Raw genomic sequence first — 21646 nt, forward strand, 5'->3', positions numbered from 1 at the left:
CACAAAGTACGATGCAATTGGGGGCTATCTCATCTAGCGTTGCTTATGCAGTTTAGTCGATGCGAAGCTCGCCGTCGTAAGAGGTAATGATTTTGTAGAGGTCCGGCCGGCGGTCGCGGAAAATCCCCCACTCAATACGCTGGATCTCCAGCTGATCGAGGTCAAATTCCGCTACCAGCACCGTCTCCTCTGTACGGTTAGCTTCTGCAACTTTGTTGCCCTGCGGCCCGGCGATAAAGGACGAGCCATAGAACGTGATGCTCGAATCCTCGTCGGACTCAACGCCAACGCGGTTCGAGGCGATCACCGGCACCAGGTTGGAAGCGGCATGTCCAAGCATGCACATCTGCCAGTGATCCTTGGAGTCGATCGAGCTGTCCTGCGGCTCCGAACCAATCGCCGTCGGATAGAACAGCAGCTCGGCGCCCATCAGCGCCATGCAGCGGGCCGCTTCCGGATACCACTGATCCCAGCAGACGCCAACGCCGATTTTGGCATAACGCGTCTTCCACACTTTAAACCCGGTGTCTCCCGGATTAAAATAAAATTTCTCCTCATACCCCGGGCCGTCCGGGATATGGCTTTTGCGGTAAAGGCCAAGCACTTCGCCGTCCGCGTCAATCACCGCCAGCGAGTTGTAGCGTGCGTTGTTTTTTTTCTCATAGAAGCTGATCGGCAGAACCACTTCCAGCTCCTTGGCGACCTTGCGGAAGTGCTGAATCGCGGCATTCTCCTCCAGTTCAGTTGCGTAGACGTAGTAGTCAGACTTTTCTTTTTGGCAAAAATACGGCGTTTCAAACAGCTCCTGCAACAAAATAATTTGCGCCCCCTGCCGGGCCGCTTCCCGGACCAGTCGATCCGCCTTTGCGATATTTTCTTCTTTATTGGATGAACAGCTCATTTGCGTAGCCGCAACTTTTACGTTTCTCATGTCGTTGGTCGAACCTCCTTCATTCTCGTTTATGCGCGTCTTGCCGCCATTTGCTGCGTTGTGCAGTGGACGTTGCCGCCTTCACGGATGATCGCCATCCCGTCGACGGTGCGGATCTTGCGATCCGGGAAGGTGTCGCTCAGCACCTGAATGGCCTTGCGGTCGGTTGCCTCCGCTGCGCCGCCAAAGATCGGCAAGATGATGCCGCCATTGACGAAATAGAAATTCAAATAGCTCAGCGTCAGCCGGCTATCCTCATAAAAAGCCTTCGGCGGCTGCGGGATCGGGATGATCTCCAGCTTGCGGCCTTGGGCGTCCGTTGCTGCGCTGAGGATGGCGATATTTTCCTGGGTGATGGCATAGTTCTCGTCGCTTGGATCATCGCATACCTGCAAAATGACCTTACCCGGTGCGGCGAAGCAGGCCACGTTGTCAATGTGACCGTCCGTTTCATCCCCGTCTAGACCGCGTTTCAACCAGATGATTTGGTCGACGTTAACATAGTTTTTCACAGCGGCCTCAATTTCTTCCCGGCTCAGCTGCGGATTCCGGTTCTCGTTTAACAAGCACTCCTCGGTCGTCAGCAGCGTACCTTCCCCGTCCGTATGGATGGATCCGCCCTCCAGCACCAGCGGGGCATCAAACCGCTTGACGTTCAGGGCTTCCAGAATTTGCGGCGCTACCGCATCGTCCAGATCCCATGGCGAATATTTGCCGCCCCAAGCGTTAAAGCGCCAGTTGACCCCGGCCAGCTCGCCTTCCGGATTCACGAGGAACGTCGGGCCGTTGTCACGCAGCCAGGCGTCGTTATGCTCGATCGGCATAAAAGAGATCCGTTCCGTGTTCGGATCCTGCGCAAAGCGAGCCTTCACCTGAGGTAAATCGTTCGGATTCACAACCACGGTGATCGGTTCAAACTCAGCAATCGCCGTAATAAATTCGGCATATCCATCGCATACCTCGGCATACCGATCCGGATAGACCATCGACGCCTGCACCGGCCAGGAGATGAAAGTACGTTCATGCGGCGCCCATTCGGCCGGCATTTTATAGTTCAAATCTTTTGGATACATCGTTTCCTCCACTAAAAAATAATTTATCGTTTTCGAGCTAAATCCGGGACTGTCCTCATCGCTGCTTCTCCATGAGATGCCCCCATGGGTGCTGCTTCCCATGCCCTAACGCGGATGAGAAACGCTATTGGACGGATTTTCGCGTTGTTCAATTTCTAACGATGCTGTGGATCGCTATTTTCATCAAACCGCTTGATTCCGGCTCGAAAAATCGGATTTAAGCGCGGTGAGCAGCGTTAAAATGGTATCTCAGCGATTTGAGCCGACTTAAGCGCTGCGGCAAGCGTTAGACTTGCGGATTACCCTGAAATTCTAGCGCGTTCACCCAATTTACCATGATATCATATAACAAATTTTCCGCGCCTACAAATGGAAGTGTTGTCCGAAAAATCAATGCCTGATTTTCGGCGACATCGTCTCGTCGCAAGCGCTATAATGGGGGCATCAATCAACACGTCAAGGAGGCTTTCGTCCCGCATGATTCCCGCTGAGCGAAAAGAAGAATATTATCAAGCGTTGCTGGAGAAAAACTCGGAGTATGAAGGAGTCTTTTACGTCGGCGTTAAAACGACCGGCGTCTTCTGCCGCCCGTTGTCCCATCCAAACCACGTGTCTGATTGGCTCCGCATGCTGGTGGAAGCTGTAGAAGCGAATCCGGAGAAGCGCTGGAGGGACGAGGATTTTCGGCAGCTCTCCGTCGATGCGTCCACAGCGCGCCGCCAATTCAAGAAGCGCTTCGGCATGACCTTCGTGGAATACGCCCGTGCCCGGCGCATGGGACTAGCCCTGGGGAACATTCGCGCTGGCCGGCCGGTCATCGATGCTCAGCTCTCCACGGGATATGAATCGAGCAGCGGCTTCCGGGATGCGTTCTCCCGCATGATGGGGGCTGAGCCAACCCGCCTGGGTGGTACCACAGAAGCCAACGCGATGGGCGAGGCTTGATCCACCGCGGCAAGGAGGTCGTGATCGTGGTGAACGACCAAGTTGTCAAGCTGCCCCGCGGCCAGCAAAGCGCCGCCGCCACGCAGGTGGCCAGCGGTGGCGGACGATATAGCACGGGCGGCACCAACTCCGCCATCAGCAGCCCCGGGACGCGCCAGCAGCACGCCGTCGGCGGCGGCAGCGGCAGCGTGGCTGCGAACAAGTACGGTCGCGGACGCCATAAGAAACACGGCCGTAAACGCAGAGGGTGATCTAAACGTTACTCCCCCAACACTTCGATCGCCCGTTCCAAGCCGATAACCAGCTGTTCCAGCGACATGCTGGGGGCGCCGGGATGCCGTTCCGCTTGCTCCGGCAGGTAAGGGACATGGATGAACCCGCCGCGGATTGACTTCCCGCTGACGGCGAGGTGGTGCATCAGCCCGTAAAAAAGGTGGTTGCACACGAAGGTACCGGCCGAAAGCGAAAGCGACGCGGGAATCCCCTCGCCCCGTAGACGGTCGACCATGCGCTTGACCGGCAGCGTGGTCCAATAAGCCGCCGGGCCCACTGGCACGACCGGCTCGTCAACCGGCTGGTATCCGGCATTGTCGGCGATGTTGGCGTCGTTTAAGTTGACGGCGATCCGTTCGAACGAAATCCCCTCTCGGCCGCCGGCCTGTCCCAACGCGATTACCACCTCGGGTTCGTATTGCTGGATGGCGGTCAGCAGTCGCTCGGTGGATTGTCCGAACACTGTGGGCAGCTCCAGACCTACAATCTCAAAGGAGCCGATCACACGGCCCTGCAGCCGGCGCACCGCTTCAACCGCCGGATTGACGGGTTCGCCGCCAAAGGGTTCGAAGCCGGTAAGCAATAATTTTTTCATTGGATCTTCCTCTCCCTCTTGATAACCGATGGTCGCTTACGTTATACTGCTAAACAAATCAAATCTCGGAATCATGCCTATGAAGAGCATCCAACTCGGAGGCGTTTTCGTCAAGGGGAACATCGCGTTAAATGCGTAAGCCCTTCCCCCTAAGCTAACCGGGTCCGCCCGTTACCGCGGAACTAAAGGGGATTGAACCGGACCTGCCGGTTTGATCAATTTGGGTGGCACCGCGAGTCGATAAGCGCTCCTCGTCCCAATCGGACGAAGGGCGCTTTTTTGTATTCATATCGAAAAAAGGAGCGGATCACCTATGTTAGACATCAAATGGATTCGGGAGCATCAAGAACAGGTTCAAACGGTGGCGGAGGAAAAGGGCATCGAGTTGTCGGTTCCCGAGCTCTTGCGCTGGGACGACCAACGCCGGGCGTTGCTGCAGGAGACGGAGCGGCTGCGCCAGGAGCGCAACCGGCTGACGCCGCAAATAGAGGCACTAATTCGGGAGCAAGAGCCGGAGGCCGCCGCCGCATTAAAAGACGAAGTCAAGCAGCTGAACCGGCGGCTGAACGGATTGGAGAAAGAGCTGGAGGAAGCCGAACACGAGTATCGACGACTGATGCTGCTCGTCCCTAACCGGGTCTCGCCCGATACGCCCAAGGGCCGGTCGGATCTCGACAATGTTGAGGTGAAGCGGGTCGGCGCACCTCCAACATTTGAATTTACACCGCGTGACCACGTCGCTTTAGGCGAGCTCCACCGGATGATCGACATCCCGCGCGGAGTCAAAACGGCTGGCGCACGCAACTACTACCTGAGCGGCGCAGGAGTCCTGCTCCACCGGGCGGTGCAGCAGCTCGCGATGGATCTCCTCGGAGCCAAAGGCTTCACCCTGCTGGAGGTCCCGTTAATGGTGCGCTCGGAGGCGCTCGTGAACACCGGGTTCTTCCCGCTAGGTGCGGATCAGACGTATCGGATGGCGGAGGACGACCGCTGGCTGGTCGGCACCGCCGAGGTTCCGCTCGTGTCGTATTACGACCGCGAAATCGTTGAACTCACCCAGCCGATCAAGCTTGCAGCGGCCTCGTTATGCTTCCGCAGCGAAGTCGGCTCGGCAGGCCGAGATGTGCATGGCTTATACCGCGTGCATCAGTTCTCGAAGGTCGAGCAAGTGGTGCTCTGTGAAAACAATCTGGATCTGTCGGAGCAGCTGTTTCAGGAAATCACCCAAAACGCCGAAGAGATGCTTCAGCTGCTGGAGCTGCCTTACCGGGTGATGGCGGTATGTACCGGCGACATGTCGCAAAAAACGTATAAACAATACGACATCGAAACGTGGATGCCTAGCCGCGGCGCTTACGGGGAGACCCATTCGTCATCGCAGCTATTGGATTTTCAGGCACGGCGTTCGAACATCCGCTTCAAGGACCGCAACGGTAAGCTGCAATATTGCTACACATTAAACAATACCATGGTGGCCTCGCCGCGAATCTTGATCCCGCTGCTGGAAAATCATCAGGAAGAAGACGGCAGCATCCGGATTCCGCTGGCGCTTCGTAAATATATGAATGGACTAGAACGCCTGACACCATTGGACCTGCAGGGATAGGTAACATTTTCCACAAAACAAATCCGCTTGGGTTTCGTTCAACTATATAAATCCATCCAGAAAATAGGTGATTTATGATGACGAAACCATGCTATACAGGATGTGAGCAGCGCTACGGTCAGCGAGGAACTGCTTCCTGCCGGCAGCAAGCTGCATGTCGTTCGTGAGGCCAGCGCGCTCTGGCTGGAGGTGCGTACCCCCGACGGGCGCTCCGGTTATGTATCCGCCAAGCCAAAGAGGGCAAGGAGGTTAGTCTAGACGAACTGCGCAAAGGGGATCTGCTGTTCTTCAGCGCACGCGGGCTGGACATCGGCCATGTTGGCATTTACATCGGGGATAATCAAATTTTGCCCACCTACTCCAAAGAGAAAGGCGTCCATATCGAAGCGTTTGACGGCCAGTGGAAAAAGCGGTTTGTGACCGCGCGGCGGGTGCTCTAGACGTCTGCTGGTTCTAGATCGAGTACATTCAGTTTTCCTCCGGGTTTGCCGACATAATAATTAAAGAGTTGGCAAAGGAGGTGAATCCGTGCGGTTTTGCCGGCGACGTACAAACTAATTAAGCCGGATAAGGCGCATGGAGACGCGATGTGGAAATGGCTGAAAGGCTCGAAAGCAACCTCTGATCCTGCCCGCAGCGAAGCCGCCGCGGCAACCCAAGCTGACGCGCCCCTGACGGATGATCTCCCCCCGCAGCCCAAGGTCATCATTATTACCGGGACAAGCGGCTCCGGCCGCAAGAGCATCGCCAAGCAGCTGAGCACTGACCTGGGCCTTCCTTATGTGCTGCCTTATACAACCCGTGCTATACGTACGGGGGAACGGGACGGCGAGCACTACCGTTTTATTGCGGAAGCGGTCTTTCAGGCGATGGCCAGCCGACAGGAGTTCAGCCAAAGCGTTCGCTTGGAGCGAGGCAGCTACGGCATCGCGGAGCGCGATCTAAGCGAAGCGCTGGAGCAGTATGGCGCGGCGGTCGTCGTCGTGAATCATGAAGGCATGCAGACGCTGCGGAAACGGTTTGGCCCGCAGGCGATTCGGATTTTCCTCTACGTGACGAAGGAGGACATTCGACTGCGCGAGGAACGGGAAGGGGCGCCACCCGAGGTCGTCGAAGAGTATTTAAGGAACTACTCCGAGCAGGTGATTTACAAGAAGGAATCCGACTATCTACTGCAAAACATCGATCCCGCCGAGACGCTGGCGAAGATTAAGGTTTTTTTGCAGGACAAAATCTAAACAGAAGCGGGTTGTCTCGGCCGAATACGGCTGGGCAGCCCGTTTTTTGATGCGTGGAGCCTAGTTAGGCGGATAAAATAAGCCAGCATCGAGGGTCCTTTGGAACGACTAAGCCGGTACCGCCTGTACCGGCTTGTATGCGTTAGCCGATCCCTTCCTCTGTGTCCATATCTAGAGCAAAGGTTTCTTTTAACCCTGCCCGCCCTTTCGCGGTCAGCTTAACGGCCCGGCTCTGCGGACTTCGTTCCACCCACCCCAGCTCCAGCAGCCGTTCCAAGATCACGTTGCCAAGCGCCCCGGCCAGGTGATGTTGGCGTTCGCTCCAATCCAGGCATTTATGAGAAAAAGAACGGCGCTTGCTCTTCGCTCGGTCGATATCGACTCCAAATCGATTCAGCACGGCTTCGCCCTCTGCGGTAACTTCAAATACGCCGTCTCCTTCGGCAAGAATTCCAGCGCGCACCAAGCTTTGCGTCAGGCGAACACCGAGATTCCCTGCCAAATGATCATAGCAGGTTCGGGCATACCGCAGCGCCTGGTCCTCCGTCGCCTGTCGCAAGGATTGGACCGGGGCCGGCGGTGCAATCGACAACAACGATTCCAACACCCGGGCGACTTCCGGGCTTGCAATCCCGTAGTAGCGGTGACGGCCTTGTTTTTCGACGGCAACTAATCCGGCCTCCGTCAGCTTGGCCAAATGAAAACTGGCGGTTTGCGCCTGAATCCCGGCCGTCCGGGCCAGCTCACCGGCCGCGTGATATCTTCCGTCCAGCATGGCCGTCAGCATCGCCGACCGGCTGGGGTCGCTGACGAGCGAGGCGATAACCGCCGCTTGTGTAGGCATGGATGCAACTCTCATGGCGATTGATTCCTCCTTTTTGAGGATGTCATCCATATTTCGATCCTCATCGTAATGTTCCCATTATACAATGAGCGAGAAGCCACTGAAAACCAGGGAGGGAACTCATTTGTATTCTTCGAACTACTTCGGGCTCGGGGAGCCGCTGGGGAGGACGTTTCGGGCGGAGGTACGAGGGGGGGAATGCAGCCGTTATCCTCTAGCCCCTTTACTAATGATCTTACTGAAGATCTCCGCCCTCGGCTTCCCAGCGCGCAACTTCCTCGCGGACGCGCGGCGCAACCTCCGTACCGAGAAGCTCGATGGCCCGCATCACATCCTCATGCGGCATGGTGCCAAGCGGACAATGCAGGAAGAAGCGGGTGATGCCGACATTTTTGCGCAAGTAAATGATCTTATTTGCCACGGTCTCCGGATCGCCGACGTACAGCGCACCTTCCAGGCTGCGAGCCGAATCGTAGGTAGCTCGACTGTAATGGCCCCAGCCGCGTTCGCGCCCGATGATGTTCATCACCGCCTGCGTCGAAGGGAAGAACTTCTCTACGGCCACATCATTCCGATCGGCGACAAAGCCGTGCGAATGGGAAGCCACGGTCAGCTTCGAGACATCATGCCCGGCTTGGGCTGCAGCACGCTTGTAAATCTTAACAAGCGGCGCAAATTGAGTCGGCCGGCCGCCAATGATCGCCAGCACCAGCGGCAAACCAAGCACACCGGCGCGAATGACGGATTCGGTATTGCCGCCGCTGCCGATCCAGACCGGGAGCGGGTTTTGTACAGGACGCGGATAGACGCCTAGATTGTTGATCGCTGGACGGTGCTTGCCTTGCCAGGTTACTTTTTCCGACTCGCGCAGCTTGAGCAGCAGATCCAACTTCTCTTCAAACAATTCCTCGTAATCGTTCAAATCGTATCCAAACAGCGGGAACGACTCAATAAAAGAGCCCCGCCCAGCCATAATCTCCGCGCGCCCGTTTGAGAGGCCATCCAGCGTCGCGAAGTCCTGGAACACGCGGACCGGATCATCGGAAGACAGCACGGTTACGGCGCTGGTCAGCCGGATACGCGTCGTCTGCGGAGCAGCTGCAGCTAACACCATCGCAGGCGAGGAAGCCGCATAATCCTGGCGGTGATGCTCCCCTACGCCAAACACGTCCAATCCGACTTTGTCGGCCAGGACGATCTCCTCTACCACCTCGCGCAACCGCTGCGCATGACTGATCGTTTCACCCGTGACAACATCCGGCGTCGTCTCCACAAACGTGCTGATCCCGATTTCCATGTTTCGTTCCTCCGCTTCTTCTTCTTCGTTTATTAACTATATTTTAGTATTTTACTATACTTTTTTCATTAGAGCAAAAGAAAAACTGCTGAACTCGTCCACTAGCTGGTTGAGCTGTATTTGTAGGAGCCTTTGGAGGAGCCTGGGGGATGCCCCTTCTTACGCCTCTTTGCATGATTATCCCTTTTGTTCCTCTTTACACCACTATCCCTTTCATTCAGAAGTGGAGGTTGGATTTCTCCACCCTGATGCAACGGGATAATCGTCAAAAAGAGCGGATTGCATTGGTATCCCCTCCAACCTCGAAATATAAAAAAGGGAGAAATGTTGTAGGTAGGCCATACAACATTTCTCCCCTTTGAGCTGCTGCGCAGGGGCGGCGGCATGAAGGTTCTTCTCGCGCCTCTTTGCACGATTATCCCTTTCGTTCAGAAACGGGGAATGGATATCTTCTCCATCCCCTGATGCAACGGGATAATGGTCCAAAGAGAGTAGACGGCATACGTCCCCGCAGGCCGCGACGACGCTGCCCGTGCACTCATCAGCCAAGCCGCAGCAGGCGGCCGATGTTTTCGCAGGCGCGCTCCACGTTGCGCGGCCCGTCAGCGAGCAGCTGCGGCAGGGCGGCCGCGCCGGGGGCGATGCCGAAGATCGCGTCGATCCCTTCGGCGTAAAGCGCGTCTGCGCCGTCGCCGATCGTCCCGGCGATCGCGATCACGCGCTTGCCGGCAGCCTTGGCGATTCGGGCGACACCGTAGGGCACCTTCCCAAACTTCGTTTGGAAGTCGATGCCGCCCTCGCCGGTGAACACCACGTCCGCCGCCGCCACCTTCTCCCGCAGGCCGGTAAAGTCGAGTACGATCTCGACGCCCCTGCGCAGTTCGGCCTGCGTAAAGAGCAACAGCCCGGCGCCTAACCCGCCGGCTGCCCCTGCGCCAGGGACGTCACGCACGTCCCGGCCCAGCTGCCGCCGCGCCACCTCCGCGTAATGCGCGAGCGCGGCGTCCAGCTGCTCCGCCATTGCGGCGGTGGCGCCCTTCTGCGGCCCGAACACCCGGGACGCGCCACGCTCGCCGCAGAGCGGGTTGTCGACGTCGCAGGCCACGATCAGGCGCGCCTGCTGCAGGCGGGGATCCAGCGCGGACACGTCGATCCGCGCCAGCTCCCCGAGGCGGCCTCCGCCGCGCGCCAACGGCCGGCCCGCCGCGTCCAGGAAGCGCGCGCCCAGCGCCTCGGCCATGCCGGCGCCGCCGTCGTTCGTCGCGCTGCCGCCCAGGCCGACGATGATCCGGCGCACGCCTTGATCCAGGCAGGCGCAGATCAACTCGCCGGTGCCGTACGTCGTGGTCTGCAGCGGATTGCGCCGATCCGGCGGCACCAGGTGGAGCCCGCTGGCCGAGGCCATCTCAATGGCCGCCGTCTCCCCGTCGCCCAGCAGGCCGTACTGTGCCAGCACCGGCTCCCCCAGCGGGCCCGTCACCTCCAGCGAGCACAGCCTGCCGCCCGTGGCGTCAACCAAGGCTTGAACGGTTCCTTCCCCGCCATCGGCCATCGGGATGTGGACGTAATGCGCATCGGGGAACGCTTTGCGAAGCCCTTTTTCCATAGCCTCACACACTTCCTTGGCGGTCATGCTCTCCTTAAACGAATCCGGCGCCAACACGAACGTAGGTTGACGTACGATACTCATCGATGGCCTCTCGCCTATTCCTTCATGAACTTCGCGGCGGCTTCCATCGCCCCGACCACGCGGTCGCACCAGGCGTCGAATTCAGGGTCAGCCACTTGAAGCTCAGGGTGCGCCAGAATATGCTCTACCGTTCGCCGAATCCCCTGATCCACGCGAACCGTAGCTGTAAAGCCAGGCACGAGCCGCTTCAGCTTGCTATTGTCAAAGACAACCGTATTGGCCTTGTCACCCAGCAGTCCGCCGCGGAAGTCGTACGGGCCGTTCTCCGCCAAAAATTCAGAAGCGACATGCACCGCGCGCAGCTTCACGCCCAGCGCATCCGCAATGATTTCGTAAATTTGGTTCCAGGTCACGCTTTCGTCCGATGTAATATGCACCGACTCTCCTATCGCATGAACGTTGCCCATCAGCCCGATAAAGCCTTTGGCAAAATCGCTGTTATGCGTTAACGTCCACAGCGACGAACCGTCCCCATGAATTAGAACGGGCTTGTTCAACAGCATCCGCTGGGCCACTTGCCAGGACCCTTTGTTGCCGTGAACGCCCAACGGGATCGAACGCTCATCATAAGTGTGGCTCGGCCGCACGATCGTGATGGGGAAGCCGTTCTCGCGATACTCCTTCATCAAATATTCCTCGCAGGCAATTTTGTTGCGGGAGTAGGCCCAATATGGATTGGACAGCGGCGTCCCTTCGGTGATTCTGTAATCCGACAAAGGGGTTTGATACGCCGAAGCCGAGCTAATGAAGATAAACTGCTTTGTCTTCCCGGCAAACAAGCGCACATCACGTTCCAGCTGCGCCGGTTCAAACGCGATGAAATCCGCCACCACATCAAAGGTATAACCTTCGAGCTTCTTCGCCACCTCGGCTTCCTGATGAATATCAACCTCAATGACATGTACGCCCGGCGGCAAATCCTTATTGCGAGTCCCCCGGTTCAGCAGATACAGCTCCCAGGAGCTGTCCTCCGCCAATTGTCGGGTAATCGCCGAGCTGATCGTTCCCGTGCCTCCAATAAATAGCGCTTTCAAAATAATCCCCTCCCAAGTCAAATTCACCCAATCCCCTACATCGTACCACCTCTAACCGCAATTTCCAAATGTCCCCCGTCTCGCCAACTCCCCCCGCAACAAGGATCGCTGAAATGCATTGACATGGCTCCTTCGGAAATGGTATCTTCAACCCTGCCCGGCGATATCCGGGTTAGTTGCTTAGTTGCTTTAGCCTGATTACGAATTATCCGATAATAAGATTAATGTGTTGGCTTGATCTACCAATTATAAAGAAAAGAATGTGATGACGATTGAAGCCCCTATTTTCGCGTCTGCAAAATAACGCCTTCCTCGAAAAGCATCTGTCCGGCGAGTCCATGGACTATCGGCAGATCTTTGCCTTGTTTCTGCCTATTCTAATCGATCAGGCTTTTATCGTTGGCCTTAATCTGGTCAATACCGCCATGATCAGCTCGTCCGGCGTCGCCGCTGTCAGCGCGGTGAACATCGTGGACTCGCTGAATATCTTCCTGATCAGCGTGTTTGTCGCTGTCGCGACCGGGGGAACCGTGGTGGTCGCCCAATACAAAGGCAGCCGCAACGACCGTAACGTCTCCCGCGCTTCTGCGGCTACGGTTACGGCGGTAACCCTGCTCGCCGTCGTAATTGGGCTGCTGTTGATCGGCTTTCACAATCCGCTGCTCAAGCTGCTGTTCGGCGCCGCGTCGGCCGATGTATTGGACAATGCTCGCGTCTATCTGATCGGCAGCAGCATCTCCTACGTCGGGCTGGCCGTCGTTCAGGCCGTCTGCTCCGCACTTCGGGGCATCGGTAAAACTCGGGCGTCCTTAACCCTTTCCCTGATCATGAACCTGCTGTACGTATTGCTGAACCTCTTGCTGATCACGCTTCTGGACATGGGCGTTCTCGGGATGACTCTAGCGATCAATATCGCCCGGTTCGCCGGTGCGGCCTGTGCACTTTATTATTTGTTCAAAATGGAGGCTTCTCTTCACCTGCATCTGATCGACCTGTTCCACTTCCCGATTGAGATACTGCGAAAAATTCTTTTCATTGGCATCCCGTTCGCCGCCGAACAGCTATTCTTTAACGGCGGCAAGCTGCTGACTCAGGTGTTTATTGTCAGCCTTGGCACCTATGCGATTGCAACGAATGCGATTGGCGGTTCCCTGGCCGGGGTGTTCCAAATTCCTGCCGGCGCCCTCTCGCTGACGATTGTCACCGTCGTTGGCCAATGTATTGGCAGCGGCAGCGTTAGTGATGCGCGGAAGTTCATTAAGTCCTTCCTCTGGCTGGGGTCCGGATCGCTGGCCTTGATTAGCTTCATTTTGCTGCCGTTGTTCCGACCGCTCGTGAGCATCTTCTCGCCGCCGTCCGATATCGTTGGCGACATCTTTCTCGTGCTCCTGGTGAGCTCCATCGCCCAGGTTCCGCTCTGGCCGATCAGCTTCATTCTGCCATCCGCCTTGCGGGCGGCGGGCGACTCGCGCTTCACCTCAATCACTTCGATGCTGACGATGTGGCTGTTCCGGGTCATTCTCGGCTACGTTCTTGGCATCACGCTTGGCTTCGGCATCCTCGGAGTTTGGGTGGCGATGTGCAGCGAGTGGGGCGTGCGCGGGGCCATCTTCCTCTGGCGCTTCCGCGGGAAGAAGTGGTATGCGCATAAGCTGATTTGAATGTCCAACTGCATCAAAAAAGGCCGCCCCATTTCAGGGCGGTCTTTACTTTACGCTCCAAACTTTGCTATCTTTCTGACTTAGCGCGGGTAACGCTCAACCATTGGAATGGATCCGCCGCGCGAAGTCCACGAAGCGGAATTTGTCCGGCCGGTGCCGGGATTCCGTGTACTGAAACAAGCTGGCGTCCTCCAGATAGACATGGCTGCGGATGACGACCATGTTGTGGAAGCCTTCCAGGTCAAGCAGCTGCTTGTCCTCGTGGGTAGGCTCCTCGATGACGATTTCTTTTTTGGCGAAACTGATCTTCAGCCCAAGCTCCTTCTCCAAATACTCGTAGATCGAGTTCTCGCAGATTTCCCGGGTTAAGGACGGCACGTACTTCGCGTTCAAAAAATCCTTATCAAGCAGGACCTTCCCCCCGCCAAACTCCCGGATGCGCACAACTTTCCATACCTCGTCCTTACTGGAGATATTGAGCTGCTGCTTCACGTAGGCATCTGGCTTCACCCGGGACAGCTCATGCACCAGGGTCCGGGGCTTCTCGCCCATCTTGCCGGCCAGCTCCTTAAAGCTCACCAGCCCGGATACGGGAAAATCCACCATGCTGCTGCGGATCACAATGGAGCCCTTGCCTTGCACCTTCTGGATATACCCGTTCTGTGCCAGCAGGGTTAAGGCTTTGCGAATCGTCTCCCTCGACGTGTTGTAACGCTCCTTCAGCTCATGCTCGGACGGGAGCAGCGAGTGGGGCGCAATCTCCCCGGCTTCGATCTGCCGCGCAATGTCGTTGTGAATCGCCAAATACTTGTTTGTCATGCTTCCGACCCCAAACTTTTTTACGTTCTATGAAGATAATATACCACAGATTCGTAGGGTCTTAGCCGAAGATGTTGCGGGTCCGCCGGGGAATCTGCGTAGTTGGACAGCAGCAACCGGCTTTCATACTCGTCCCAGCCGTCTCCGTCAGGCAACCGAAATTCCGTCTCCTCCGCAAAAAAGTTATTCACCACAATCAACTTCTCCGCCCCGCCGTCACGCACATAAGCAAACACCGCCGGGTCGTCTTCGGCCAGCAGTTCAAACCGCCCGGTTGTAATCACCTCATATTCCTTGCGCAGCCGGATTAACTTCTGATAATGATAAAAAATCGAGTCCGGATCCGCGAGCGCCCGCTCCGCATTGATCTCCTTGTAATTGTTCGCCGGGTGAATCCACGGCGTACCGGTCGTAAACCCGGCGTTGGGCCCGTCATTCCATTGCACCGGCGTTCGGCCGTTGTCCCGCGATTTTTGCGCTAGAATCTCCAGAATGTCGGCCTCGGACATGCCGCGCTCCTTCAGGATGCGGTACATGTTGAGCGACTCCACGTCGCGGTAATCCTCGATCCGCTCGAAGCCTGGATTCGTCATCCCGAATTCTTCCCCCTGAAAAATATAAGGGGTCCCTTGCAGCATGTGCATCGCTGTGGCCAGCATTTTCGCCGATTCCCGGTGATACTTCCCGTCGTCTCCAAACCGTGACACCACGCGGGGCTGATCGTGATTGCACCAGAACAGCGCATTCCATCCGCCGCCTTCGTACATTCCGGTCTGCCACTCGGCCAAAATCTGCTTCAACCGCAGGAAGTCAAGCTCGCCTTTCGCCCATTTCTCCCCGTTCGGATAATCCACCTTCAAATGATGGAAGCTGAAGGTCATGTCGAGTTCCTTCCGTTCCGGATGCGTATAGCGAATGCAGTGCTCCAGCGAAGTGGACGACATTTCCCCGACGGTCATCATATCGTACCCGGCAAAAACTTCGCGGTTCATCTCCTGCAGATATTCGTGGATTTTCGGGCCGTCGGTGTAATATTTCCGCCCGTCTCCGGGAGCCACCGATCCGTCGTCGTCCAGAAACCGCTGGTCCTTGGAAAGCAGATTGATAACGTCCAGCCGGAAGCCATCTACCCCTTTATCCAGCCAAAACTTCATCATCTGGTAAATTTCCTGGCGCATCCGGGCATTCTCCCAATTCAAATCCGCCTGGGTCACATCAAAGAGATGAAGATAGTATTGGTCCGTTGTTTCGTCGTATTGCCAAGCGTCCCCGCCGAATTTGGACACCCAATTGTTTGGCGGCCCGCCTTCCTTCCCGTCCCGCCAAATATAGTAATCCCGATAGGGGTTGTCCTTGGACGACTTGGCAGCGACAAACCACGGATGCTCGGTTGACGTATGGTTGACGACGATATCCATCAGAATCCGGAGACCGCGCCGATGGGCTTCCTCCAGCAGCTGGTCGAAATCCTCCATCGTGCCGTAGGGCTCAAAGATCCGATAATAGTCGCGAATATCATATCCGTTGTCCCGTTGCGGTGAGTCGTACACTGGCGTCAGCCAGATCACGTCGACGCCCAGCTCCGCAAGGTAATCCAGCTTGCGAATGATTCCTTGCAGGTCGCCGACTCCATTGCCCGTCGTGTCGTTGAAGCTCTTCGGATAGATCTGATACACGACCGCTTTCTTCCACCAAGGTTCCGTCATTTCCAACACCTGCCCTTTCCCACAAAAATCGCAAAGGAGGAACAATCCTGTTCCTCCGCCATGAGCTTAATTTTTCTTGAAAGATACTTTGCCGATGTTTGCTTTCGCAAAAACCATCGTGAGGATAAACGGGATAACGATCGCTACGGCCATCGCCAAAGCGAAGGTCACCATGTGCTGCGGCTGGATGGACAAGATGCCCGGCAAGCCGCCAACGCCGATGGAATTGGCCATGACGCCCGTGCCAACCGAGATGACCGCCGCCACCAGCGACCCGATCATCGCCGCGAGGAACGGGTACCCGTATTTCAGGTTGATCCCGAACATCGCCGGCTCCGTAACCCCTAAGTAACAAGAGATCGTTGCCGGAATGGAGATCTGTTTCTCCTCTTCATTTTTTCGATTGATAAAGATCATGGCCAGCACGGCCGAGCCTTGCGCGATATTCGAGAGCGCGATCATCGGCCACAGGTTTGTCCCACCGAGCTCGCTCATTAATTGCAAGTCAATCGCATTGGTCATGTGATGCAGCCCCGTGATGACCAGCGGCGCGTACGCGAATCCGAAGATCGCGGCGAACAGCCAGCCGAACGACGAAGTCAGACCGGAATAAACCACATTCGAGATAAACGAACCAATATGCCAGCCGATCGGCCCAAGCACCGTGTGGGCAAGCAGAACGGTAGGCACCAGCGCAAAGAACGGAACAACGATCATCGAGATCGATTGCGGCACGATTTTACGCAGCTTCAACTCCAGGAAGGACAACACCAGTCCCGCCAGAATCGCCGGAATGACCTGTGCCTGATAACCGATCATTTCCACCTTGGCAAACCCGAAGTCCCAAAACGGAATGTCCGTTGCACCGGCAACGCTATAAGCATTAAGCAGCTGCGGCGAGACGAGCGTGATCCCCAGCACAATACCGAGAATCGGCGTAGCCCCCATCTTCCGTGCGACGGCCCAAGTGATGCCGACCGGGAGGAAGTGGAAGATCGCTTCACCAATCAGCCAGAGGAACGCATGGGTTCCGGCCCAGAACTGCGATACTTCGACCAGGGTTTTCGTACCGTCGTCCAGCATTTTGATGTCCCCGATAATGTTGCGGAAGCCGAGGATCAGACCTCCAACTACGATGGCTGGAATCAGCGGGGTGAAAATATCCGCCAAGTGCGCAATCATCCGCTGCAGGAAGTTCATGTTCTGCTTGGCGGCTTCCTTCGCTTCCTCTTTCGAGGTGTCGCTGACGCCGGCGATTTTAATGAACTCGTTATAAAATGAAGCCACTTCGTTACCGATGATGACCTGAAACTGACCGGCTTGGGTAAACGTGCCTTTCACCAATTTGATCGCCCGAATCTGTTCGACGTCCGCTTTCTTCGGGTCATTTAACACGAATCTCATGCGGGTCGCACAGTGGGTGACAACCGAAATATTTTCGCGGCCGCCGACATGCTTCAGCAAATCGTTTGCCGGTTGCGTGTAGTTACTCATGGATGGTTCCTCCTTCTTGATGTCCTAAAAGATGATCAATTTATTTTGCAGCAAACGATAGAACATGATGCCAAACCGCCTTTATTCAACTTGTATATACATGTTTTTTGTTTGCGTTTTCATTTTAACTTGTATATACAAATCCGTCAATCCCTATTTTTCGACAAAAACAGTACCACCCGAGTACTTTCCATCTGTATAAAGTCCGTCCTTCGCGCTGCCCGTCGATGTCCCGCCGGTGTACAGGTTATAGCTACCTTTCTTCAACTTCGGCGAGCTGATCACGACGTTTTGGAAATTCTTCGTCGGGGCAAACGTCAGGATTTCGTTGCCTGCTTTATCCTCCAGATGGACCAATGTCCCTGCTTTCTGCGTTTGCGAGAAGGTCATCGCATCGACATAGAGATATCCACCGCATGTAGTCCTTGTACTCCGGCTCGATGCCCGTCCGTACAAACTCATAGGCCTCCTGCAGCCTCAACGACGTCCGGCGTTTGTTCACCAGCCCGTACACCTTTTTTTGATCTCCAGGTACACCTTCGCATTCGGGTCCGGGACACCATAAGCTCTCAGTCGGAGCTTCTCCTTATATTTGGGCTTGGCCAGACTCGTGCGGATCAAGGTGTCATCCTTGGTATCGAAGTACAGGTTGCTGATGGAGTAAAATTCATGTTGTTTGTTGTAATCGTCCGGTTCCATATATTCCAGCAGCTCTGCATATAACCGTCGGTAAGCCGCATCGTCGAGCAGGTATTTGTTCTCGTATCGATTGAAAACCTTGATCGCCATACACTTCAGTTCCTTCCTTTCTCTCCTAGTGCTATCGGCCTTGCAGCAGGTGATCTCCCGCTTGCCATGGTTGTATCATAGCCCCCTAACCTTTAACGAACCTTAAAGATGTGAAAGGCATGTTTAAAATGCTCTCCCCACCTCGGCTACTCCGGGCACAAGGGCAAGACAAGCAACAGCTATTCGGCGCGGAGCATAGCCGTAACGGACCTCAGAGAGGCGTAATTTATTCGTCCTCGACACTTTACCGCGAAGGATCTAACGCTTGCCACAGCGCTTAAATTGGCTAAAATGCTCTTTTTATGACTCTAACGCTGATCAACGTGCTTATTTCCTCTTTTTGCGACTAAATAGTAGTGATTTTGTTGAAATAGTGCTCCTCAGCAGCGTTAAAATTTCCAAACCCTCGATTTCGTCACATTAGCGCTTCTCATCAGCGTTAGGGCATACAATCAAGTGCATACAAGCGTATACGTGCCATTCGAGCGCCTACAAGTGTATACAAACGCATACGTACATACAAGTGTCTACAAGCAGCCCATTAGCAGATCAGATCATTCGCAGCTCATTAATGAAGCAACCGCATCCAAATCTGAGCTTAAGGTTGATTAAAGGTAACGTGAACAGCGACATCAATATGGATTTACACAAAGTCATGGATTCCTATGAAAAATCCCCCGGCCGCAACGGCCCCCCATAGGCGCTGGAAGCGGGAGCAGCAGTGTCGAAAGCGGCGCACCGGGCAAAAACCGGCCCCTGGATCGTTCCGGAGAAGCACCGCCTGATCGGTCCATTTCATTTATGCTGCAAACGGATCAAGAATTCGAGTTGATCTCCTACATGTCCAAATTTGACATGGATGAGGATTTTTACAACGAAGCGTTGGAGAAGGCGGTGGACAAGCGCCAGAGTAGCGGGCAATTCAGCCTGGACGGAAGCCGCTGGATTTACAACGTACGCTCTACGGACAGCGGATATATACTCGTCTTCCTGGATGTCACAGCCCGGAAGGTTCTATACGTTTTCCGCAGGTGGTGATGATCCTGCTGGACAATGCGATCAAATACGCCAATCCTAAAGGAACGATCACCTGTCGCTCAAAAGGCAGCAAGGTGACACTGTCCTGAAGGTCTCCAACACCGGGGAAGGTATCCCCCCCGAACACCTGCCGCGGATCTTCGACCGTTTCTACCGGACAGATACTTCCAGGGCACGCAAAGAAGGTGGTTATGGACTTGGGCTGGCCATCGCGAAATCGATTGTCGAACAGCACAAGGGAAAAATTTATGCCAAAAGTAAGCTGGGTGAATCCACCACATTTTATGTACATCTATACTAAAAAGCAGGGTGCCCCTCATGTCACTTCGTGACAGGGAACACCCTTTTTTTCATTGCTGCTAATTATTCAATGTAGCCTTGTTCCTTCATGGCTTCATAAGCGGCTTTCTCATTCTCATTCTTAATCTGATATTCCAACGTACCATCGACAATTTTTGCGCAGCGACCGCCAAACGGTTTGAGGGATTCCTTGATCTCTTTGAGATCCGGAGTTCCCTTCAAGGGATAATTGACTTTCATGCGTCGTCCACCTCCTAAGGTACAATTAGCAAACGTACCGTCTCATCGATATGACAAACGTCACAGCAATAGCGCGCCTCAGGAGATCGATATCGTTATACGAGGCATTACCTGCACCGGCAATCATGCAAAAAACCCCCGCGCCATATCATTAGGCACAGGGGTTTCAAAATCGAAGTCGGAAATGAATCTTAACGCAGCGTCTTCAACGCGCCGCTCCAAGCAAGCACTTGGTCCAGCATGTCGTTCAGGTTCTTCAAGTGCAGGTCTGCCGGCTTGAAGACACTGTAGTTCTCGAAATCGGTGAACAGCGACAGGGCAACGTGTACACGCACATCCGCAACCAGCAGTTCGCCCAGAATGCCGCGCAGGTGTTCTGCTGCACGAGCGCCGCCTACGGAACCATAGCTGACGATCCCGGCTGCTTTGTTGTTCCACGCTTCACGCGCATAGTCCAGCGCGTTCTTCAGGGCACCTGTGATGCTGTGGTTGTATTCTTGCACGATGAATACGAAACCGTCCAAGCTGTTCAGCTTGCTATTCCAAGCCGCTGCTTGCTCGCTGGCATCGGCTTCGCCGAGCAACGGCAGTTTGTAATCCGCGATGTCAACGATTTCATAATTGGCGTCGCCGCGAGCATCCGCATGCTTCTTCACCCATTCTCCGACCTGCGGGCTCACGCGCCCATCGCGGGTACTTCCCAGGATAATCCCGATGTTCAATTTAGACATGGCTATTTTCCTCCTCGATTGATTTCTTGGCTTCGTTAATCCACCTGACATTATTTTGCCCCAAAACAATGCTGTTACACCATCAGGTACGATTCCGAACTTCTCCAATATCCTTTATTTGAATTAATCAAACTTGAGTTAATGATAGTCACCAAGATTCCTTTTGTCAAGAAACTTACAAAAAGTTTGCAAAACAAATGCTCTCACCAAACACGCGAAACAAGCCGAACAAACCAAAGGCCGCCGAATCCGGCAGCTCTCGAAAGGGAACGATCATCGCCCCCGGTATTCCCATATTCAGCCCTCTCTTGTATATTGCAATCGTTCCCATTGGCCCCATTGGATCCCCTCGCTTTCATGATCTCCTGCCTCGCTGCCGGATTACTCGCGAACGGTCACAATAACTCCGTCCATGTTGTTGCCGGAAATCTCATAACTGCCCTGCGCCGGCACCTCAATGGTCCGATCTTTGGATACCGGATAGTAGAAGACGTGATACTTCTGGCCTTGTACTGTGATGCTCACCGACTGTTGCTCCTTCAGATAATCCAAGTATTGCTCCAGCACAAACCCGTTTTCGTGAATGATGGCGCTATGCGGCAGACCCACGTACCGGAAGTGCCAAGGCTCGAACTGAATGCCTGTGATCGCCGTTTTGTCGTCCGGGTATCGCAAAATAAATCCATATTTCCATGCATTCTCCTTCAACCACCGGCCTTCCGGGGCGACATTCATCTCCGCTTGGGACGACCCGATGTCCAGCGACAGCCCCAGGTTATGCTCGCTGTATCCGGCAGGCAGCGCCAGCTTGGAACCCATTTGGCGGTACAGCTCGTCCTGCTTCTCTTCGTCCCGGTACCCGCTGCTGATCAGGAAATGGTTGATTCCTTCCTCCCCGGCGGCCTTCACCATCGTTGCAAAACGTTCCGCCATGCGCGGCGACAACAGCACTTTATTATCCAACACTCCAAATCCGTCGATCAATTCGGGGTTCTTCACCAGACTAACGGCTTCCTTATCGGGGTGCAGCCCCTTCGGAACCGGATGGTCCTTGTTCACCAGCAGCAAATCGCCCTGATATATCATCTCCTTGGTGACGTGGATCGTCATTCCTTCTGCAGCCAGCGACGAATCCGAAACCTCATTCGGCTCAACGTCCTCTACGGGCGGCGCTGAATCCTGCGGTGATCGGGCCGTTTCGGTCTTAAATTTAGAAACCCCGTATCCCAGCAGCACCAGGAGCATTAGGCAAATTATCCACTTTTTCACGTCGATTTCCCCCTAGCTTTTCTTCCCCCTTAGGATAACTTTTATAATTTAAGAAGAATGGGAGGAAAAAATA

The 21646-nt window shown here is 55.1% G+C and carries 22 protein-coding genes and 2 pseudogenes; 9 read left to right on the forward strand and 15 right to left on the reverse strand.

Annotated elements, in window-relative coordinates; translation table 11 throughout:
• Nucleotides 1-52 precede the first annotated feature (52 nt).
• Both aguB and NSQ80_RS20490 read right to left on the reverse strand, forming a co-directional pair.
• Nucleotides 53-931: an N-carbamoylputrescine amidase gene (gene aguB / locus NSQ80_RS20485; protein WP_009223518.1), complete on the reverse strand. Its 879-nt coding sequence runs from the start codon at nucleotides 929-931 to the stop codon at nucleotides 53-55.
• A 29-nt stretch (nucleotides 932-960) separates the two neighbouring features.
• The gene (locus NSQ80_RS20490; RefSeq protein ID WP_036644135.1) at nucleotides 961-2004 is read right to left on the reverse strand and encodes an agmatine deiminase family protein; all 1044 of its coding nucleotides are present in this window, start codon (nucleotides 2002-2004) and stop codon (nucleotides 961-963) included.
• 477 nt (nucleotides 2005-2481) lie between these two features.
• Here NSQ80_RS20490 and NSQ80_RS20495 point away from each other — a divergent pair.
• Both NSQ80_RS20495 and NSQ80_RS20500 read left to right on the forward strand, forming a co-directional pair.
• A pseudogene (locus NSQ80_RS20495) lies at nucleotides 2482-2913 on the forward strand (helix-turn-helix domain-containing protein); the annotation flags it as partial.
• Between the two features lie 62 nt (nucleotides 2914-2975).
• The gene (locus tag NSQ80_RS20500; protein ID WP_232282221.1) at nucleotides 2976-3200 is read left to right on the forward strand and encodes a hypothetical protein; all 225 of its coding nucleotides are present in this window, start codon (nucleotides 2976-2978) and stop codon (nucleotides 3198-3200) included.
• 8 nt (nucleotides 3201-3208) lie between these two features.
• On the opposite strand, the gene pcp is transcribed toward NSQ80_RS20500, so the two are convergent.
• A complete protein-coding gene (gene pcp / locus NSQ80_RS20505; protein WP_009223515.1) occupies nucleotides 3209-3817 on the reverse strand; it encodes a pyroglutamyl-peptidase I in 609 nt (202 codons plus the stop codon).
• Between the two features lie 313 nt (nucleotides 3818-4130).
• On the opposite strand from pcp, the gene serS reads away from it, so the two are divergent.
• From serS to NSQ80_RS20525, 4 genes are all read left to right on the forward strand, one after another.
• Nucleotides 4131-5423, forward strand: coding sequence for a serine--tRNA ligase (serS, locus tag NSQ80_RS20510; protein ID WP_323078148.1), 1293 nt, complete (start codon nucleotides 4131-4133; stop codon nucleotides 5421-5423).
• A 102-nt stretch (nucleotides 5424-5525) separates the two neighbouring features.
• Nucleotides 5526-5681: an SH3 domain-containing protein gene (locus tag NSQ80_RS20515; protein ID WP_260070148.1), complete on the forward strand. Its 156-nt coding sequence runs from the start codon at nucleotides 5526-5528 to the stop codon at nucleotides 5679-5681.
• 23 nt (nucleotides 5682-5704) lie between these two features.
• Nucleotides 5705-5863 carry an NlpC/P60 family protein gene (locus tag NSQ80_RS20520; protein ID WP_232282232.1) on the forward strand — a complete coding sequence of 53 codons (159 nt, stop codon included), beginning with the start codon at nucleotides 5705-5707 and terminating at the stop codon, nucleotides 5861-5863.
• A gap of 96 nt (nucleotides 5864-5959) precedes the next feature.
• The gene (locus tag NSQ80_RS20525; RefSeq protein ID WP_339300663.1) at nucleotides 5960-6661 is read left to right on the forward strand and encodes a guanylate kinase; all 702 of its coding nucleotides are present in this window, start codon (nucleotides 5960-5962) and stop codon (nucleotides 6659-6661) included.
• A gap of 142 nt (nucleotides 6662-6803) precedes the next feature.
• On the opposite strand, the gene NSQ80_RS20530 is transcribed toward NSQ80_RS20525, so the two are convergent.
• From NSQ80_RS20530 to NSQ80_RS20545, 4 genes are all read right to left on the reverse strand, one after another.
• Nucleotides 6804-7520, reverse strand: coding sequence for a winged helix-turn-helix domain-containing protein (locus NSQ80_RS20530; RefSeq protein WP_339300664.1), 717 nt, complete (start codon nucleotides 7518-7520; stop codon nucleotides 6804-6806).
• Between the two features lie 220 nt (nucleotides 7521-7740).
• The gene (locus NSQ80_RS20535) at nucleotides 7741-8802 is read right to left on the reverse strand and encodes an Atu2307/SP_0267 family LLM class monooxygenase (protein ID WP_009223511.1); all 1062 of its coding nucleotides are present in this window, start codon (nucleotides 8800-8802) and stop codon (nucleotides 7741-7743) included.
• A gap of 541 nt (nucleotides 8803-9343) precedes the next feature.
• Nucleotides 9344-10492, reverse strand: coding sequence for a glycerate kinase (locus tag NSQ80_RS20540; RefSeq protein WP_339300666.1), 1149 nt, complete (start codon nucleotides 10490-10492; stop codon nucleotides 9344-9346).
• Nucleotides 10493-10506: 14 nt separating this feature from the next.
• Nucleotides 10507-11526, reverse strand: a complete 1020-nt coding sequence (locus tag NSQ80_RS20545) for an SDR family oxidoreductase (protein ID WP_036644128.1) — start codon at nucleotides 11524-11526, stop codon at nucleotides 10507-10509.
• A gap of 338 nt (nucleotides 11527-11864) precedes the next feature.
• Here NSQ80_RS20545 and NSQ80_RS20550 point away from each other — a divergent pair, with 338 nt between their 5' ends.
• On the forward strand, nucleotides 11865-13187 hold the full coding sequence (locus NSQ80_RS20550) for an MATE family efflux transporter (protein ID WP_339302197.1): 1323 nt from the start codon (nucleotides 11865-11867) through the stop codon (nucleotides 13185-13187).
• A gap of 96 nt (nucleotides 13188-13283) precedes the next feature.
• Here the strand turns inward: NSQ80_RS20550 and treR are convergent, their stop codons facing one another.
• The 5 genes and pseudogenes from treR to NSQ80_RS20575 all read right to left on the reverse strand — a co-directional run.
• Entirely contained in the window at nucleotides 13284-14006 is a 723-nt protein-coding gene (gene treR, locus NSQ80_RS20555) for a trehalose operon repressor (RefSeq protein ID WP_009223506.1), read from the reverse strand.
• Between the two features lie 20 nt (nucleotides 14007-14026).
• A complete protein-coding gene (gene treC / locus NSQ80_RS20560; protein ID WP_339300669.1) occupies nucleotides 14027-15712 on the reverse strand; it encodes an alpha,alpha-phosphotrehalase in 1686 nt (561 codons plus the stop codon).
• A gap of 66 nt (nucleotides 15713-15778) precedes the next feature.
• Nucleotides 15779-17206 (reverse strand): PTS system trehalose-specific EIIBC component, encoded by a 1428-nt coding sequence (gene treP / locus NSQ80_RS20565; protein WP_260070143.1) that lies wholly within the window; start codon nucleotides 17204-17206, stop codon nucleotides 15779-15781.
• A 153-nt stretch (nucleotides 17207-17359) separates the two neighbouring features.
• Nucleotides 17360-17662: a hypothetical protein gene (locus NSQ80_RS20570; protein ID WP_311202253.1), complete on the reverse strand. Its 303-nt coding sequence runs from the start codon at nucleotides 17660-17662 to the stop codon at nucleotides 17360-17362.
• Nucleotides 17622-17995: pseudogene (locus tag NSQ80_RS20575) on the reverse strand (VTC domain-containing protein); the annotation flags it as partial. The gene NSQ80_RS20570 and the pseudogene NSQ80_RS20575, both read right to left, overlap by 41 nt.
• 840 nt (nucleotides 17996-18835) lie before the next feature.
• Here NSQ80_RS20575 and NSQ80_RS20580 point away from each other — a divergent pair.
• Both NSQ80_RS20580 and NSQ80_RS20585 read left to right on the forward strand, forming a co-directional pair.
• Nucleotides 18836-19033, forward strand: coding sequence for a hypothetical protein (locus NSQ80_RS20580; RefSeq protein WP_198136153.1), 198 nt, complete (start codon nucleotides 18836-18838; stop codon nucleotides 19031-19033).
• A gap of 112 nt (nucleotides 19034-19145) precedes the next feature.
• A complete protein-coding gene (locus NSQ80_RS20585; RefSeq protein ID WP_323079157.1) occupies nucleotides 19146-19334 on the forward strand; it encodes an ATP-binding protein in 189 nt (62 codons plus the stop codon).
• 62 nt (nucleotides 19335-19396) lie between these two features.
• Here NSQ80_RS20585 and NSQ80_RS20590 read toward each other — a convergent pair whose 3' ends face one another.
• From NSQ80_RS20590 to NSQ80_RS20600, 3 genes are all read right to left on the reverse strand, one after another.
• Nucleotides 19397-19573 carry a hypothetical protein gene (locus tag NSQ80_RS20590; protein WP_009223500.1) on the reverse strand — a complete coding sequence of 59 codons (177 nt, stop codon included), beginning with the start codon at nucleotides 19571-19573 and terminating at the stop codon, nucleotides 19397-19399.
• Nucleotides 19574-19764: 191 nt separating this feature from the next.
• The gene (locus tag NSQ80_RS20595) at nucleotides 19765-20304 is read right to left on the reverse strand and encodes an NADPH-dependent FMN reductase (protein WP_009223499.1); all 540 of its coding nucleotides are present in this window, start codon (nucleotides 20302-20304) and stop codon (nucleotides 19765-19767) included.
• A 381-nt stretch (nucleotides 20305-20685) separates the two neighbouring features.
• A complete protein-coding gene (locus tag NSQ80_RS20600) occupies nucleotides 20686-21573 on the reverse strand; it encodes a M15 family metallopeptidase (protein ID WP_260070142.1) in 888 nt (295 codons plus the stop codon).
• Nucleotides 21574-21646 lie beyond the last annotated feature (73 nt).

This window comes from Paenibacillus sp. FSL K6-2441, from assembly GCF_037964765.1.
GTDB classification, from domain to species: Bacteria; Bacillota; Bacilli; order Paenibacillales; family Paenibacillaceae; genus Fontibacillus; species Fontibacillus phoenicis.